At 61.3% G+C, this 13,520-nt stretch carries 12 protein-coding genes; 7 read left to right on the forward strand and 5 right to left on the reverse strand.

Annotated features, from left to right (window positions below):
* The first annotated feature begins 4 nt into the window (after window positions 1-4).
* Entirely contained in the window at window positions 5-1,309 is a 1,305-nt protein-coding gene (locus AABA34_RS07245) for an HD-GYP domain-containing protein (RefSeq protein ID WP_338304529.1), read from the forward strand.
* A gap of 29 nt (window positions 1,310-1,338) precedes the next feature.
* Here the strand turns inward: AABA34_RS07245 and AABA34_RS07250 are convergent, their stop codons facing one another.
* Window positions 1,339-1,950: a superoxide dismutase gene (locus tag AABA34_RS07250; RefSeq protein WP_338304530.1), complete on the reverse strand. Its 612-nt coding sequence runs from the start codon at window positions 1,948-1,950 to the stop codon at window positions 1,339-1,341.
* A gap of 232 nt (window positions 1,951-2,182) precedes the next feature.
* On the opposite strand from AABA34_RS07250, the gene AABA34_RS07255 reads away from it, so the two are divergent.
* The gene (locus AABA34_RS07255) at window positions 2,183-2,491 is read left to right on the forward strand and encodes a S24/S26 family peptidase (RefSeq protein WP_338304531.1); all 309 of its coding nucleotides are present in this window, start codon (window positions 2,183-2,185) and stop codon (window positions 2,489-2,491) included.
* A 2-nt stretch (window positions 2,492-2,493) separates the two neighbouring features.
* Here the strand turns inward: AABA34_RS07255 and AABA34_RS07260 are convergent, their stop codons facing one another.
* Window positions 2,494-4,005, reverse strand: a complete 1,512-nt coding sequence (locus tag AABA34_RS07260; RefSeq protein WP_338304532.1) for a carotenoid oxygenase family protein — start codon at window positions 4,003-4,005, stop codon at window positions 2,494-2,496.
* A 147-nt stretch (window positions 4,006-4,152) separates the two neighbouring features.
* Between AABA34_RS07260 and AABA34_RS07265 the strand changes: the two genes are divergently transcribed.
* Window positions 4,153-4,971 carry a universal stress protein gene (locus AABA34_RS07265; RefSeq protein ID WP_338304533.1) on the forward strand — a complete coding sequence of 273 codons (819 nt, stop codon included), beginning with the start codon at window positions 4,153-4,155 and terminating at the stop codon, window positions 4,969-4,971.
* Here AABA34_RS07265 and AABA34_RS07270 read toward each other — a convergent pair.
* Complete coding sequence (locus AABA34_RS07270; RefSeq protein WP_338304534.1) at window positions 4,965-6,659, reverse strand: DUF885 family protein; 1,695 nt, start codon at window positions 6,657-6,659, stop codon at window positions 4,965-4,967. The genes AABA34_RS07265 and AABA34_RS07270 overlap by 7 nt on opposite strands.
* 107 nt (window positions 6,660-6,766) lie before the next feature.
* On the opposite strand from AABA34_RS07270, the gene AABA34_RS07275 reads away from it, so the two are divergent.
* Window positions 6,767-7,459, forward strand: a complete 693-nt coding sequence (locus AABA34_RS07275; protein WP_338304535.1) for a hypothetical protein — start codon at window positions 6,767-6,769, stop codon at window positions 7,457-7,459.
* Window positions 7,460-7,509: 50 nt separating this feature from the next.
* On the opposite strand, the gene AABA34_RS07280 is transcribed toward AABA34_RS07275, so the two are convergent.
* Window positions 7,510-8,706 (reverse strand): indoleamine 2,3-dioxygenase, encoded by a 1,197-nt coding sequence (locus AABA34_RS07280; RefSeq protein ID WP_338304536.1) that lies wholly within the window; start codon window positions 8,704-8,706, stop codon window positions 7,510-7,512.
* A gap of 105 nt (window positions 8,707-8,811) precedes the next feature.
* Here AABA34_RS07280 and AABA34_RS07285 point away from each other — a divergent pair, with 105 nt between their 5' ends.
* The 3 genes from AABA34_RS07285 to AABA34_RS07295 all read left to right on the forward strand — a co-directional run bounded on the left by AABA34_RS07285 (window position 8,812) and on the right by AABA34_RS07295 (window position 11,102).
* Entirely contained in the window at window positions 8,812-9,255 is a 444-nt protein-coding gene (locus tag AABA34_RS07285; protein ID WP_034952746.1) for an Lrp/AsnC family transcriptional regulator, read from the forward strand.
* A 151-nt stretch (window positions 9,256-9,406) separates the two neighbouring features.
* On the forward strand, window positions 9,407-9,868 hold the full coding sequence (locus tag AABA34_RS07290) for a MarR family winged helix-turn-helix transcriptional regulator (protein WP_338304537.1): 462 nt from the start codon (window positions 9,407-9,409) through the stop codon (window positions 9,866-9,868).
* Between the two features lie 13 nt (window positions 9,869-9,881).
* Complete coding sequence (locus AABA34_RS07295) at window positions 9,882-11,102, forward strand: cytochrome P450 (RefSeq protein ID WP_338304538.1); 1,221 nt, start codon at window positions 9,882-9,884, stop codon at window positions 11,100-11,102.
* Between the two features lie 55 nt (window positions 11,103-11,157).
* On the opposite strand, the gene AABA34_RS07300 is transcribed toward AABA34_RS07295, so the two are convergent.
* Window positions 11,158-12,972, reverse strand: coding sequence for a multicopper oxidase family protein (locus AABA34_RS07300; RefSeq protein WP_338304539.1), 1,815 nt, complete (start codon window positions 12,970-12,972; stop codon window positions 11,158-11,160).
* Window positions 12,973-13,520 lie beyond the last annotated feature (548 nt).

Below are 13,520 nucleotides of genomic sequence, written 5' to 3' on the forward strand. Positions count from 1 at the left end.
CGCCATGCTCCGCAAGATTGAACGCTCTGAGGTCGCACTGGGGATGTTTATTGTCCAGTTCGGCGGATCGTGGTTCAACCACCCGTTTTGGCGCAGCCGCTTCCTGATCGAGTCCGGTGGCGACCTTGAGAAGGTCCGGCGATCGAGTGTTCCGTGGGTGATGATTGACGATGAACTGGGCGTAGCCATGCCTCAGCCGCCATTGGCAAGCGATGCGGCCGATCCGGAGCCCGGCCACCACTCACGCATCGCTTCCAGCCGTCGGCGTCCCCCTGGCGTCCGTTCTATCCGTCATGATCCGGCAATAGCCAACCGTCGCCGAGCAACCGCGCTTGTGTCGCGATCCAAGGACGCCATGCGGCGTGTCTATGACGATGTGCGGATGGGCTGGTCGGTCAATCGCGCCGGCGTAGACGGAGTGGTTGAAGAAATCGTCCACACCGTCGGCGAAGATGCGAAAACGCTGCTGAGCGTAACCCGGCTCAAGACCAAGGACGACTACACCTATCTTCACTCCGTGGCGGTATGCACTTTGATGATCTGCATTGCGCGCCATCGCGGTCTGGATGAAGCCACGGTGCGCGATCTGGGACTTGCCGGATTGCTGCACGATATCGGCAAGATCGGCATTCCGGACCCGATCCTCAACAAGCCGGACCGCCTGACCGACCCCGAATTCGAGATCGTGCGGAACCATCCTGAGCACGGATTTCAATTGCTTGCCGCTTCGCCCGGAATTTCACCAACTGCGCTTGATGTCTGCCGGCATCACCATGAGAAGATCGATGGCACAGGTTACCCCTTTGGCCTATCCGGCGATCAGATCTCGCTTGCGGCGCGCATGGGCGCGGTGTGCGACGTATTCGACGCGCTGACTTCGCAACGGATATACAAACAGGCATGGTCCGCGCAGGCCGCCTTGACCAGGATGTGGCGGTGGCGAGGGCACTTCGACCGCGAAATGCTCGCCGATCTGATGCTGGTGCTGCATGTCTTTGCCGAGGGTTTGCTGGTCAAGCTGTCTGACGGACGGCTCGCGCTGACGCTTGCGCTTGCACAGGACGGGATCGGGCAAAGCGTGCCGCTTGTCGCGTTTCATTGCGGAACAAGGAACGCGCCGATCACTCCACGCCGGTTGCGGATCAGAAGCGGCGATGCCGACTTGCGCGTGACAAGTGTGGAAGACCCATCAGACTGGGGTTTTGCCGATTGGGACAACATCAGGGCACAGATTCTGGCCGGGCAGACCCCGGTGATCTCGCAGCCAAAACAAACCCCGCTTCGCTTGGTGCGAAGCGGGGCTGATTGACGGGCTGTTGCCCTGTCCGGTGAAGCGGATCAGGCCGGGTAGGTCCAGGTCGTGCCGCGTGCGAGGTTTTCCGATGCGAAAGCCCAGTTGAGCTTTCCGTCGACAACCGCGTCGAGATAGGCCGGGCGCTTGTTCTGGTGATCGAGGTAATAGGCGTGTTCCCACACGTCCACGGTCAGCAGCGGGTTGAAATCGCTGTCCGCCAGAGTGTCGCCATCGTGGGTTTCCTCGATCGACAGCTTGCCGTCCTTTTCAGCGAGCCACACCCAGCCGCTGGCGAAATGGCCGACGCCGCGTGCCTTCAACTGTTCCTTGAGCGCGTCGACGGAGCCGAAAGCCTCCTCGATCTTGGCCTTGAGTTCATCCGAAGGCGCGGTTTCGCTGGCCGCCATCGAATGCCAGTAGAACGCATGGTTCCAGCTTTGCGCGGCGTTGTTGAACAGTCCCTGATTAGAGCCGCGCGATGCCGCGACGATCGCTTCCATCGAAGCGTTGGCGTGATCGGTGCCTTCGATCGCGGCGTTCATCTTGTCGATATAGGTCTGGTGGTGCTTGCCGTGGTGGAACGACAGCGTCTCTGTCGAAATTGCCGGAGCCAGCGCCGTGTCGGCATAGGGAAGGTCGATAAGTTTGAAAGCCATTGTGGGTCCCTCTCGTCTTTGGGTTGGGGTTTCGTAATCTCAACGCAGGGGGCACATAATGGTTGCATCAACGGATTGAAAGGCGGGGCCGCCACGCAAGCCGGCGCAATGCAGGAACCGGCAGTTGTGATTAAGCATTTTTGCCATAGTTGCGGCTAACGGCCCACCGTGGCATTAGCTGATATTGATAACAGGAAGCCGCGAAACAGCGGCCATTTGCAGGGGAAATGCCTTGGGTTTGCTGGGCTTCAGCCTGGTGTTGGTGAACGGCCGGACGATGGGCCGTGTCCTGCCGCATCGTTCGCTTGCGCTGTTCTACCGCAAGCGGAAAGTGTCGAAGGGCGATATCGTCCTCGTCAAACATCCTGAATTCGGAACCGTTGTCAAAACCTGTGCGGCCGTGACGATCAACGGCCGCTATTCGCTGCGCGGTGCGCGCCCGAATGCCGAGAATGAAGAACGGCTGGGCGCGGTGGAAGGCGCTTACATTCGCGGCACCCTGATCGCGACGTTGTTCAAGGGCTGGACGCTCAAGGATTAGCGTCAGGCGGCGAGCTTCGAACGCCTGAATTGCGCATCCGCCCGCAATTGCGAATGCTCCACCCAAGTCGAATGCACCCCGCTCGAAATCTTGTGCGGCAGGCGGGCGCAGCAGATCGGCCCTTTCGTCACATCACTCGCGTCTAGGATGGCAAGCTCTGACGTGCCGGTGTTCTCGTCGATCAGGAAGGTGACGAGATAGCCGGAGTCTTCTCGCGCCACCGCTTCGCTGCCTGATGTGGGTTTGCGCGGCACCATCGGGCTTTCGCTGGCATAAACGCCGTCGGGCAGGGTGTAGACCTGTTCTTCCCCCGTTTGCGTGTCGTGGCGGACATAACCGTTGAACAGGAACCAGCCGGGCCGGGTGGTGGTGGACCAGATGTAGCGGCTCTTTTTCATGAGGTAATCGGGGTTGATCATCCCGAATTCGACGATCCTGTCCGACAGCCGTTCTTCGGTGCATTCGCCCGTCGCCAGATTGAAGCGCCAGCGGTGCAAGCGGCACTGGAAACTGTGTTCGTCGACATAGGCCATCATGTGGCTGTACTGCCCCGCTTCCTCGATCGGATCAGGCATTGGCTTGTCCTGATAATACCCTTCGAGCACGACTTCGTCGCCGTCTTCATAGGCGTTCGTCCAGTGCAGGACATAGGTGGGTGAGGCTTCGAACCAGCGGATATCCTGCGGCTGGCCGTGGCGCGGTATCAGCGCGAAACGGGTCGGTACCCCTTCGTGCAGGCGCGCGGCGTGGATGTTGCGTTCCAGCAGCGCCTCGTCCCAGTACAGCGGCATGTCGTTGAGGATCGACCAGTTCTTGGTGATCGCCATGTCATGCGGCAGGCGCGGGCCGGGCAGCGGAATGGGGACGTAGTGGACCAGCTTTCCCGCCCGGTCGACCACGCCGTAATGCATGAAGGGCGCGTGCTTCGAATAGTTGAAAAACATCAGCTCGCCCGTTTCCTCATCCACCTTGGGATGGGCGGAAACCCCGTCGAGCGGCCCCCAAGGCGCCTTACCTAGGTTTTCGAGCGTCACCGGATCGAGCATCCATGCCTCGCCGCATTGATACAGCGTGGCATAGGCTACCCCGGCGTGGACGATGATGTCGGTGCTGCCCGTGTCTTTCAGCCCGCCATGCGCGCCAAAGCCAGGGCGCAGGCTGGTTCCCGCAGGGTCCATCAGTCCGCCCCACAGCGCCTGCCCGGCGATCTGTTCCGCCTCGAAACAATGCGTGCGGACAAAGCGGTTGCGATAGCTCGCCTTGCCTCCGCTGATGCTGACCTGATGCACCATAGCGTCACCGTCAAACGGGTGATGCCGGCCGAGCGGCTGATGCACCGGGTTTTCGGTGTTGCGCAGGTAGATGCCGTCGATATCCGCCGGAATTTCGCCTTCGATCACCTCCAGTTCGTCAACGTCCACCTCTTCGTGGCACGGGGTCCACGCGCCCGAGAGATAGGGGTGGTTCGAAGGTTGCAGGCTGGTCTTTACCGGCGGGTGGCGCGTGATCGTCATGTCTCTCTCCCTGCGGCGAAAGGTAGCGCAAGGCTCTGCCACGCGAAAGTTCGTAATGCAGGCGGGCTTGTCGGGAAAATTTGATCTCGATCAAGGACGCGGCGTATCATCCGCTGCATTCTCCAAGGCAACAAAGGGAGACATCCGATGAAATCGATCCTGCTTCATATCGACGGTGACAGCTGCATGGAGGCACGGCTTCAGGCGGCGATGGACATTGCCCGTGCGACAGACGGCCACATCACCTGCCTGCAAGCCGTCAGCTTTGACGTGTTCGCGCCGGGCGATTTCTATGGCTCGGCGATGGCGGCGGCGATGCCGGTGATCAAACAGGCAGCCGAGGAACTGCGCGCCAAGATCGAGGCTGACCTCGCGAACGAGGATGTCTCGTGGGAATGGCGCTTCCTCTATGGCATGGCCGAACAACGCCTGCTCGAACAATCGGCGCTGCATGATGTCATCATTGTCGGCCCGCACGACATTGGCGAGGAGGGTGCCCGTGGCCCATCCGGCATGGCGGGTGAACTGGCTATCCGTGCGCCCGTGCCGGTGTTGGTCGTGCCCCAGCATGTGAAACGCCTCGACATTTCCGCTCCGGTGCTGATCGCGTGGAACGGCTCTGCCGAAGCCTGCGTCGCGCTGCGCGCCGCAGTGCCGTTGCTGGCGTTGTCGTCCAAGGTGTATCTCGCCAGCGTGGCCGAGGAAGACGAAAAGAACCGTTTCGACTTCCCGCCGACCGAAGGCGCGAAATACCTCAGCCGCCACGGGATCGAATGCGAAGTCGTCGAAATCCCGCGCGGCAAGGCGAAGATCGCGGATACGCTCGCGTCAGCCGCGCAGATGCGCGAATGCGGGGTGATGGTGATGGGCGCCTATGGCCATTCGCGGCTGTCGGAAATGCTGTTGGGCGGCGTCACCCGCAAGATCCTGAGCGATCCGGATTTGCCGGTCTTCATGGCTCACTGATCGGCTGGCGGAATCGGCGGCGTGGTCCAGAACAGCGCGACCTCGTCGTCGAGCCCGGTCATCTCGTATCGCACCAACGCGATCGGCAGGCGACCGCTCGCCATGAACTGATCGTGGAAGTCCTTCAGCACGAAGTCGCTTCCCAGCTGGCTTGCCCGGTCGGCCAGCAACGCGTCCATCTGCAATTTGCCGATGGTGTAGGCGACGCCGTAGCCGGGAGGGCGGCGCAGGTAGATTTCGGCATCGACGCGGGCGACGTCCTCGTCCAGCCATTCGGTCTTGGCGCGCATGAAATCGACCGCTTCGCGCACGTTCCAGCGATTGTGCTGCATGTAGACATCGGCGGGGACCCGCGCGGCGCGGAAAATGCCGAACAGCATCATGAATTCATCCGCGCGGGGTGAATGGACGGTGCCGCCTGCCAGCATTGTCGCTTCTTCGAGATAGGTTGCCCAGCCTTCGGCGCGTCCGCCATCGCTGTAGCTGCCCCGGATCGGGCGGGTGTCGCGCTCCGCCAGCACGGCGTCGAAACGGTGGCCGGGGATCACGGCATGAACATGATCGGGGATCGGGTCACGGAACTGGATCTGCTCCCAGAAATTCGGCCCCGTGAGGCGCTCGATATAGGGCGTGTTGCTGCCCAACTCGCCGACGAAATCGGGGATGGTGATGAATTCCTCGCGCACCAGCCAGTCGCGCACGATCCGGTCGGTTGCAGCGATCTTGGCGCGCTGTTCCTCCGCGCTTTGCGACAATTCGATCGGCGGCAGGTCGCGGTTGCGATGGCGCAGCAGGGCAAGCGCTGCCGTCATCCGCTCATGCTCACGCGTTGCCAGCGTCACCATTTCGCTGGCGCTGATCGGGATCATGCGGACATGCCGGATGAACCAGTCATACCGCGCCGCGCCCACGCCTGCGGGCGCCGTCATTCCGGCCCGGTCGGCGCGCAGCCAGTCGCGGAATTCGACCAGAGCCGCACGCGCCGCCAGCACTTCCTCGACGATTTCAGGGCGCTGCACCCGTGCGCGCTCCAGCAGATCGTCATACCAGCCGATGATCCCAGCCGGAGGCACCGCGCGATAGGGGTGGTAATGGTTCACCCCGTCGCTGTTTTCGAGATTGTGCAGCGCCAGATCGGCGAAATCGCCCGCCACTTCGGTCAGGTTCGCGCGCGCGGCGGCCAGCATCGGCGGAACCGAACGCAGGCGCGTGCGCAGGGCGGCCACATCATCGCCGTCCTCATCCACCTCGGTAAAGGCGACACGCATCAGCGGATCGAGATAAAAGCCCGGATCGCGTTTCCACGGGCGCAGCACTTCCAGATTGAAGCGGTATCCGTTGAGGATCGATTTCACCGCGAGGAAATCGACCTGCGCCGCGCGCGGCCATGCGTCCACATCCATCGCCGCCAGCCGCGCTTCGAACGCGCCCAGCCCCGCGAGCTTTTCCGCCATCAGCGTATCGGCATAGACCTCACCCACGCGCGCACCGGAATCGAGCACCACGCCTGCGGTAAAGCCGGGGACCATATAGGCCTGCAATTCATCATGCAGGGCGATCAGATCGGCATATTCGGCGGGCATTCCGGTGTTTGAGGCCGCGGTTTGCGGCTGTGCGTGAGCAACGGGAACTGGCGCGGCACCCGCCAGAAGCAGCGCGGTGATGGGCAGGGCAAGGAACAATCGCATAGGGGCCTCCGGTGGAACGCAGACAATGCGAAAGCCGAGGCTTCCTGTCCAGCGGGGCCATCAAAAGCGGTTTGCAAAGGGCGGGTGGTTGAACCACTGTCGCGGGGATGGAGCCCGCGTCTTACGATCAACCTGCAATCCGGCCCGCGCTGGCGTGGGTCACCGCAGTACTGGCGGGGATTGTCGCGCCCGCGATTGCCTTGACGTTGCTGGCGGAGGGTGCCGCGCCTGGAGCCCAAGCTGGCGCTGTCGCGGCTTTGCTGGCGGTCGGCATGATGGGCGGGGGGATGATTTCCGCATCCATCGCAGGTCGTTTCTGGCTTGGGATTGGTCTGGCCCTGATGGCGGGAGCCGCGCTGCTGGTGCTGGCGGGCATCCTCGAAATGCCCGGAGCTTCAGTCCCGCTTTCGATCGCGCTGATCATGCTGATCGCCAGTATCAGCTTTGCCGCACGCGGGACGCTGTTCGCCCGTTCGGGCGCGGGCAGGGGGTGGTGGATCGCGGTGTTCGTCGTGGGCGGAGAGGGCGCGATGCTGCTGACGGCATGGGCGATGCCCGGTGCCTTGCCCGAATGGTTGCTGGTGCTGCTGCCCGCGCAATGGGCCAGCATGGCAGTGCAATCGGCACTGGGCGGCAATGGCATTCTCGCTGCAAGTTCGGCCCTGATCGCGCTGGGCGGAACGGCGGCGGCGACGCTGCTGGTCTGGCGCCTGTGGCCGCGCCGTTGGCCCTATGCGATCATGTTCACCACCTGGATCGGCCTGTCCGCACTGGTGTGGCACTGGCCCGTGGCGATTTAGGGTTCGGACCCGTTGTTTATGGGTCCGAACCCTAGCGCCCGAGGGTCGGATTACAGCAGGTTCGCCTGCGTTTCGTCGCGATGCTTCTTGAGATACCGCATGAACGGCGTGCCGCCCGTGCCGACTTCGGTATCGTTACCTGCGGCCCGCTTGCCCTGCTTGTTGATATAGCTTGCGGCGTATTCGAGGTGGCGGGTCCGGAAATCCGCCACCGCCTGGATATTGGCGTTGTAGGCATCGGTCAGCCCCGCATCGCCCGCCGATGCGACAAAGCCGCGCAGGGTGCTGCTTGCACGCACATCATCGACAAACCGGCGATGCGGTCCGGGGCGATAGGCGTGCAACTGGTCGAGATATTCCCGCAAGGGATCGGCGGCGTGGCCCACGCCCAGCAATGCGTCCATGCTGGGCACGATCGATGATTGCGATCCTGTCTGCCCACGAAACGCCTGCGCCGCAGAACCGTAGCGCTCGACACCTTCATAGACGACACCATCGGGCAGCGCAGGGTTGTCCTTCCAGCCGTGAATATAGGGGCGAACCCGTTCGAAATAGATGTAGGGATCGCACCGCTCCGGCATCCGGTCGAAAAGGGCGTTGATCTTTGCCCAGACTTCCGCCGAGTGTTCCAGCTGCGCTCTGGCCTGTTGCTGGTCCTTGTGCGTTACCGCCGCCTGAATGTCGGCGAACCGTTCGAAGACCTTGCCCGCCTGTGCTTCGATCGCGACGTGCACCATGACGAACCAAGCCTCGTCCTGACCTCCGAGGAAATTCTGGAGCATCTGGATGTTGTCCAGACCCAGCGGCTTTGCGGGATCGATCAGGGCCCAGTTGTCGAGGACATAGGAACTGTAGGTCAGGAGCGGTTGTTGGCCCAAACGGTCAGCAAGCGCGACCATCGGCACCGCCAGTACCGCAGGCAGCCGGTTGGTCACCTCGGTTTCGCCCCAGACATAGGATTGCACCATGAAGGTGTAATGCACGGTGGCCATGCGCGCCTGCTCGTCGGTCAGCGCCTGAGCGTCCGAGAGGTCATCGGGGTGCGGGAGCCGCGCTTCAAGAAAACTGCGCACGCGGTTCGACGGCAGGACTTGCGGCAGCTGTCTTGCTACGGAGGCGGCATCGGCCCAGCCGCCGGAAAGCTTCACCTTGGCGGCGTCGTAACGGCAAAGGAAACCGCCGTCGCTCGACATGTCATATTCTGCGAGCGGCCTGATCCCCTGATGGGTTGCATGTGCGTTTTCCATGATTGATCCCTCGACTATATTTTTGCGCAATAATAAGCCGGTTTGGCCGCAAACGGGTTGCAAAGTTGGTTGACAAAGGCGGCATTAGCCGGTGATTATTGCGTCATGGACGGAATTGACCGCAAAATATTGCAAACGCTTGAGCGTGATGGCCGAATCAGCAACACCAATCTGGCGCAGCAAGTGGGGCTGTCCGCCTCGGCCTGTCTGCGCCGCACGCAGGAGCTGGAGCAGCGCGGCTATATCAAGGGATATCGCGCGGTCCTTGATCGCGGCAAGCTGGGCGGGGAGGTGACGGTGTTCGTCATGGTCGGGCTTTCCGCCCAACTGGCCAAGGATGCCAAGGCTTTCGAAGCGGCGATGGAAGCGGCCGAGGAAGTCCGCGAATGCCACAATATTACGGGGTCGGTCGAATATCTGCTCCGGGTCGAGGTCGACAGTCTGGCAAGCTACAAGGCCTTCCATGCCGATACGCTGGGCGTCCTGCCGCAGGTTGCCCGCATCATCTCTCACATCAGCCTGGGCTCATCCAAAGACATGCGAGCTTAGGGTCCTGACCCTTGGGCGGGGCTGGCGGATCTCTTGCGGATCAGCCGCTAGCCCGGATCGCCCAATAGGCCCCGACGTCAGCAAACGGCGCGGCATTCCGTGAATATTGTAAGACAGTTGACAATATGAAAGCAGATTATATGTTTCTAACATGAAACTTGTCTCATCCACTCCGGGCGATTCGCCGATCCTCACCCCGCTCGACACGCTGACGTTCCGGCTGGAGGACCTGCCGCGCCAGCTGCGCCGGATCATCGACGATGCCCTGCAGGATCAGGGGCTAAGCCGCACTCAATGGCGTCTGCTCGCCTATGTCCTGCGCCAGGAAGGGCTGACCCAGACCGAACTCGCCCGGCATCTCGAAATCGAACGCGCCAGTGTCGGCGTGGCCATCGATGCGCTGCAGGCGCGCGGGCTGATCGAACGCAGCCAGCACCCAAGCGACCGCCGCGTCTGGCGCATCCTGCCGACCGCATCCGCGAAGGCCTTGCTCGGCAGCCTGCGCGAGACGATCGACGAAATCTACGCCGAACTGTTCGCCGGTTTCGACGAAAGCGAACTCGCACAGCTTGGCAATTTTTTTGAGCGCATGGCGCGCAACATCAAAGCTTAAAGGACTGCACCCGATGACGCTTGACCTCGCTGTCCGCCCCGACACGCTCGATCCCAGCATTCCGGAACGCTTTGCCGATGGCAGCGCCCACGCGATGTTCACCCGGCTGCGGCATGAGGCCCCGATCCACTGGTGCGCCGACAGCGCCTTCGGTCCTTTCTGGTCAGTCAGCCTGTATGACGACATTGTCGCGATCGAAGCGCAGCCCGCACTGTTTTCTTCGGAGGCAAAGCATGGCGGGGTGTCGATCATCGACGTGAACCCTGCCGAAGCGGCCTATCTTGAATCCTTCATCATGATGGACCCGCCGCACCACGCGCAAAAGCGTCGGACCATCGCGCCGGCCTTTACCCCTTCGGAAATGACCCGGCTTTCGGATTCGATCCGGGCGCGCAGCGCCGCCTGCCTTGACGCGCTGCCGCGCGGAGAAGGGTTTGACTGGACGGGGCGCGTCTCCATCCCTTTGACGATCGACATGCTGGCCATCCTGTTCGATTTCCCGTGGGAGGAAAGGGACCGTTTGCGCGTCTGGTCGGATGCGATCACCTCGCTCGACATGATCGCCAACCGTCCACAGGAACGCGCTGCGGTGATGTTTGAGATGGCCGGACGCTTCCACCAGCTGTGGCAGGAACGGCTTGCCGCGCCGCCCGCTCCCGATCTGCTTTCGATGATGATCCATTCCGGCAACTTCGGCGAGATGGATGCGGCCGAATTCATGGGCAACATGGCGACGTTGATCGTCGGCGGTAACGACACCACCCGCAATTCCATGTCGGCATTGGCCGATGCCTTTACCCGCTGGCCCGAACAATGGGAGCGCCTGCGCGCCGACCCGTCCTTGATCGCCAATGCCGCCAGCGAGGTGATCCGTTGGCACAGCCCCGCGCTGCACATGCGCCGCACTGCGCTGGAGGATACGGAGTTCAGGGGCCACCACATTCGCAAGGGCGACAAGCTGGTGCTTTGGTACGTTTCTGCCAATCGGGAAGAGCGGCTGTTTCCCGATGGTGAGCTGTTTCTGGTCGACCGGCCCAATGCACGGCGGCATCTGTCCTTCGGCTACGGCATTCACCGCTGTGTCGGTGCGCGTCTTGCCGAGTTGCAATTGCAGATTTTGATCGAGGAAATGCTCCGCCGCGATCTGAAGCTGGTCGCCGATGGCGCTCCCGACCGGGCCGCGCACCCGTTCCTCGCGATCATCAATTTGATGCCGGTCCGGATCGGTTCATAGCCCTAGCGATGCAGGCGCCAGCGATCGGGCCAGCGCCTGCTCTCGTCATCGCGGGTTAGTGATGTGTCATTCCCGCGGCCCGATCGCCCCGTGTTTGTATTCTAATATTCTGCATCATGCCTTCATCGCCATGCGAGGCGAAATGGCAATGCATCACAAAGTCGCCGACATAGCGGCGATAGCGGGTGCGTATGACGATCCGGTAATTGCGCTTCACGTACACCGTGTCACGCCAGCCTCCCAGCATGTCTGCATAGTCTGGATCGTAGGCCTCTGTCCCTTCGATGGTTACATCACGCCCCTCGTCATCGAAGATACCGACAACCTGAAACGGATTCACGTGAATGTGGAAGGGGTGAGACCCTACATTCGACGTGATCTCCCATTCCTCCACATCGCCGAGGGTCAACGTCCTGTCGACACGCGCATGTTCGTAGGGAACGCCGTCGATGCTCAGGACCGCTGAGCCATCATCATTGTCGACAATGCTGAAGGTGACCTGCTGCCGGCCGGTAATCTCATCATCGAGCACCGGCTTGCGCCATGCAAAGGAATAGAGCGAAAAGTCATCCTTCAGATCAGCAATAACTTTGCTGCTGACCTCCGGGTCATCAATCTTCAGTTCCGCAGCCTCGATCAGCGTCTCCGCAAGCAATTCCGTGACGTTCCCTGCCGGAGCAGCCTCTCCGGTAACCTCGAACATGGCGAGGATGCGCTTCTGATTTGGGTTTCTGCCCCAGACGGCATTGTTGATGACGCAATAGGAGCCCGGCTCTTCAAAATAGGCCAAGGCATCGAACCGCGAGCCGGCGGTCAGCCTTGAGCTTTCGACCTTCCTCATCGAATAACGCGTCAATCCGTCGTCGGCAAAATGGAACTGTTCAATCGGATCACCCGTGCAATATTCGGCAATCCACTTGTTCTGGTCGCGCCCGGCGACATCCCTAAGATCCGGGGCGCCTTCGGCCAGTTTGCGGATGCTCATGTCAACCGAGCGGCGAAGCCCTGCATGGATCATCCGAAGGCGATGAAACCGGCCCGTCTCGATGCCCGTAATCGTGGGTTGGACCTTGCCATTGACCCCGGTCAGCCGACCCGATGTCATTTCCGGAAACGGATTGAATAACCTGAAACTGTCGACTGTACCGACTTCACCGTCTTCGCATTCCCAAGGTGGAAGATCCCAAGGGGCAATATCAGGGTTTGGACGCCTTCTGGCTTCGCCCTCCTCAAAGCAGCCGTACTGAATCTGGGAGAACACCATGATCTGTTCGCCAAAGGCGTTCCCTTCGCCGTCGTTGAAGAGAATATCGATGTCGCCCGGTGAAGTTGGCGTTGGAACCCTGTCGCCATCTATGATGAGCGCGCCAGCCATGCCGGACCCAAGCTGAATGCTCGTCGCGCCGTGCATGTGCGGGTGGTACCAGAACGTCCCCGAAGGATGGTCAGGTGGAATGACGAATTCATATTCGAACCGCTCGCCTGGATCGATGGACAGCATCACATTATCGCTGTTCCCGCTGGGCGAAATCCAAAGTCCGTGCGTATGGATGTTGGTGGAATTATAGCATCGGTTCTGGGCGATCTGCTCCGCCGAGCAGGGCTCAAGATTGTTGTCGACCGTCAAGCTGAAAACCTGTCCCGGGTTCACCCGCATAACCGGCGCGACCAGGCCTTCTCCGCCTTTTCCCTGAAATGCGCGCAGCTCGACGGCATCCATTTTCCGGGTCCACGGATTGTAGACCTCGTCGCTTATCCGCTCGACCGACAATTCATAATGTGGTGAATTTGATTGTGCCTCAGCACCTGCCGACAACGCTAACGCCGCCACAACAGAACACGCGGCAAAAGCCGCCAACTTGTTTTTCATTTGGATCGCCCCCCAGCAATTCCATGCGACCCGTTTGACAGGTTAGCGACTGGGGCCGGCTTTGTCTCGCAATAGCGGGCTTGAGCAGGGTGTGTTTCAACCCTTTGCCGACAGCGCCATGAATTCAATGAGAGAATTTATGCCGACAGATTGGTGGTTTTGGTGGGCGCATGGCGATCCCGCCTGCAAGGTGCCGAAATTCTGGCCGCCTGCCGCAGATTTTCCTACATCGCGCCGCCCCGGTATTACCCGCGCCCGCTCTTTGCCATCGTCAGTCCCGCACACCCTTCAAACAGGGTGACACTTGCCCCCGTGCAAAGGTGACACTTTGGCGCGTGAAAGAGTGACGCTTTGCCCCGTTGGGGTGACACTTTGCCCGGATAAGGTGACACTCTTGCGCCAATGGTGACACATTGCGCGCCAATGGTGACAGAATTTGGGGTTTATCCCTTGGACCGTGTTCCACCTGTTCCAGCCTGTTGGGAATCGCTGGAACGGCCCGCAGGGCCGCAAGGGCGACCGCCCGCCCGCAGCGGGCGCAGCTCTGC

Origin of the sequence: Erythrobacter sp. Dej080120_24 (assembly GCF_036322605.1) — a bacterium.
Classification (GTDB): domain Bacteria; phylum Pseudomonadota; class Alphaproteobacteria; order Sphingomonadales; family Sphingomonadaceae; genus Erythrobacter; species Erythrobacter aurantius.

What these genes read in the sequence shown, in the direction of transcription:
- AABA34_RS07245 (WP_338304529.1), top strand. Translation starts at nt 5, where the DNA reads ATGCTCCGCAAGATTGAACGCTCTGAGGTCGCACTGGGGATGTTTATT.
- AABA34_RS07250 (WP_338304530.1), bottom strand. Translation starts at nt 1,950, where the DNA reads ATGGCTTTCAAACTTATCGACCTTCCCTATGCCGACACGGCGCTGGCT.
- AABA34_RS07260 (WP_338304532.1), bottom strand. Translation starts at nt 4,005, where the DNA reads ATGACGATCACGCGCCACCCGCCGGTAAAGACCAGCCTGCAACCTTCG.
- AABA34_RS07265 (WP_338304533.1), top strand. Translation starts at nt 4,153, where the DNA reads ATGAAATCGATCCTGCTTCATATCGACGGTGACAGCTGCATGGAGGCA.
- AABA34_RS07270 (WP_338304534.1), bottom strand. Translation starts at nt 6,659, where the DNA reads ATGCGATTGTTCCTTGCCCTGCCCATCACCGCGCTGCTTCTGGCGGGT.
- AABA34_RS07275 (WP_338304535.1), top strand. Translation starts at nt 6,767, where the DNA reads ATGGAGCCCGCGTCTTACGATCAACCTGCAATCCGGCCCGCGCTGGCG.
- AABA34_RS07280 (WP_338304536.1), bottom strand. Translation starts at nt 8,706, where the DNA reads ATGGAAAACGCACATGCAACCCATCAGGGGATCAGGCCGCTCGCAGAA.
- AABA34_RS07285 (WP_034952746.1), top strand. Translation starts at nt 8,812, where the DNA reads ATGGACGGAATTGACCGCAAAATATTGCAAACGCTTGAGCGTGATGGC.
- AABA34_RS07290 (WP_338304537.1), top strand. Translation starts at nt 9,407, where the DNA reads ATGAAACTTGTCTCATCCACTCCGGGCGATTCGCCGATCCTCACCCCG.
- AABA34_RS07295 (WP_338304538.1), top strand. Translation starts at nt 9,882, where the DNA reads ATGACGCTTGACCTCGCTGTCCGCCCCGACACGCTCGATCCCAGCATT.
- AABA34_RS07300 (WP_338304539.1), bottom strand. Translation starts at nt 12,972, where the DNA reads ATGAAAAACAAGTTGGCGGCTTTTGCCGCGTGTTCTGTTGTGGCGGCG.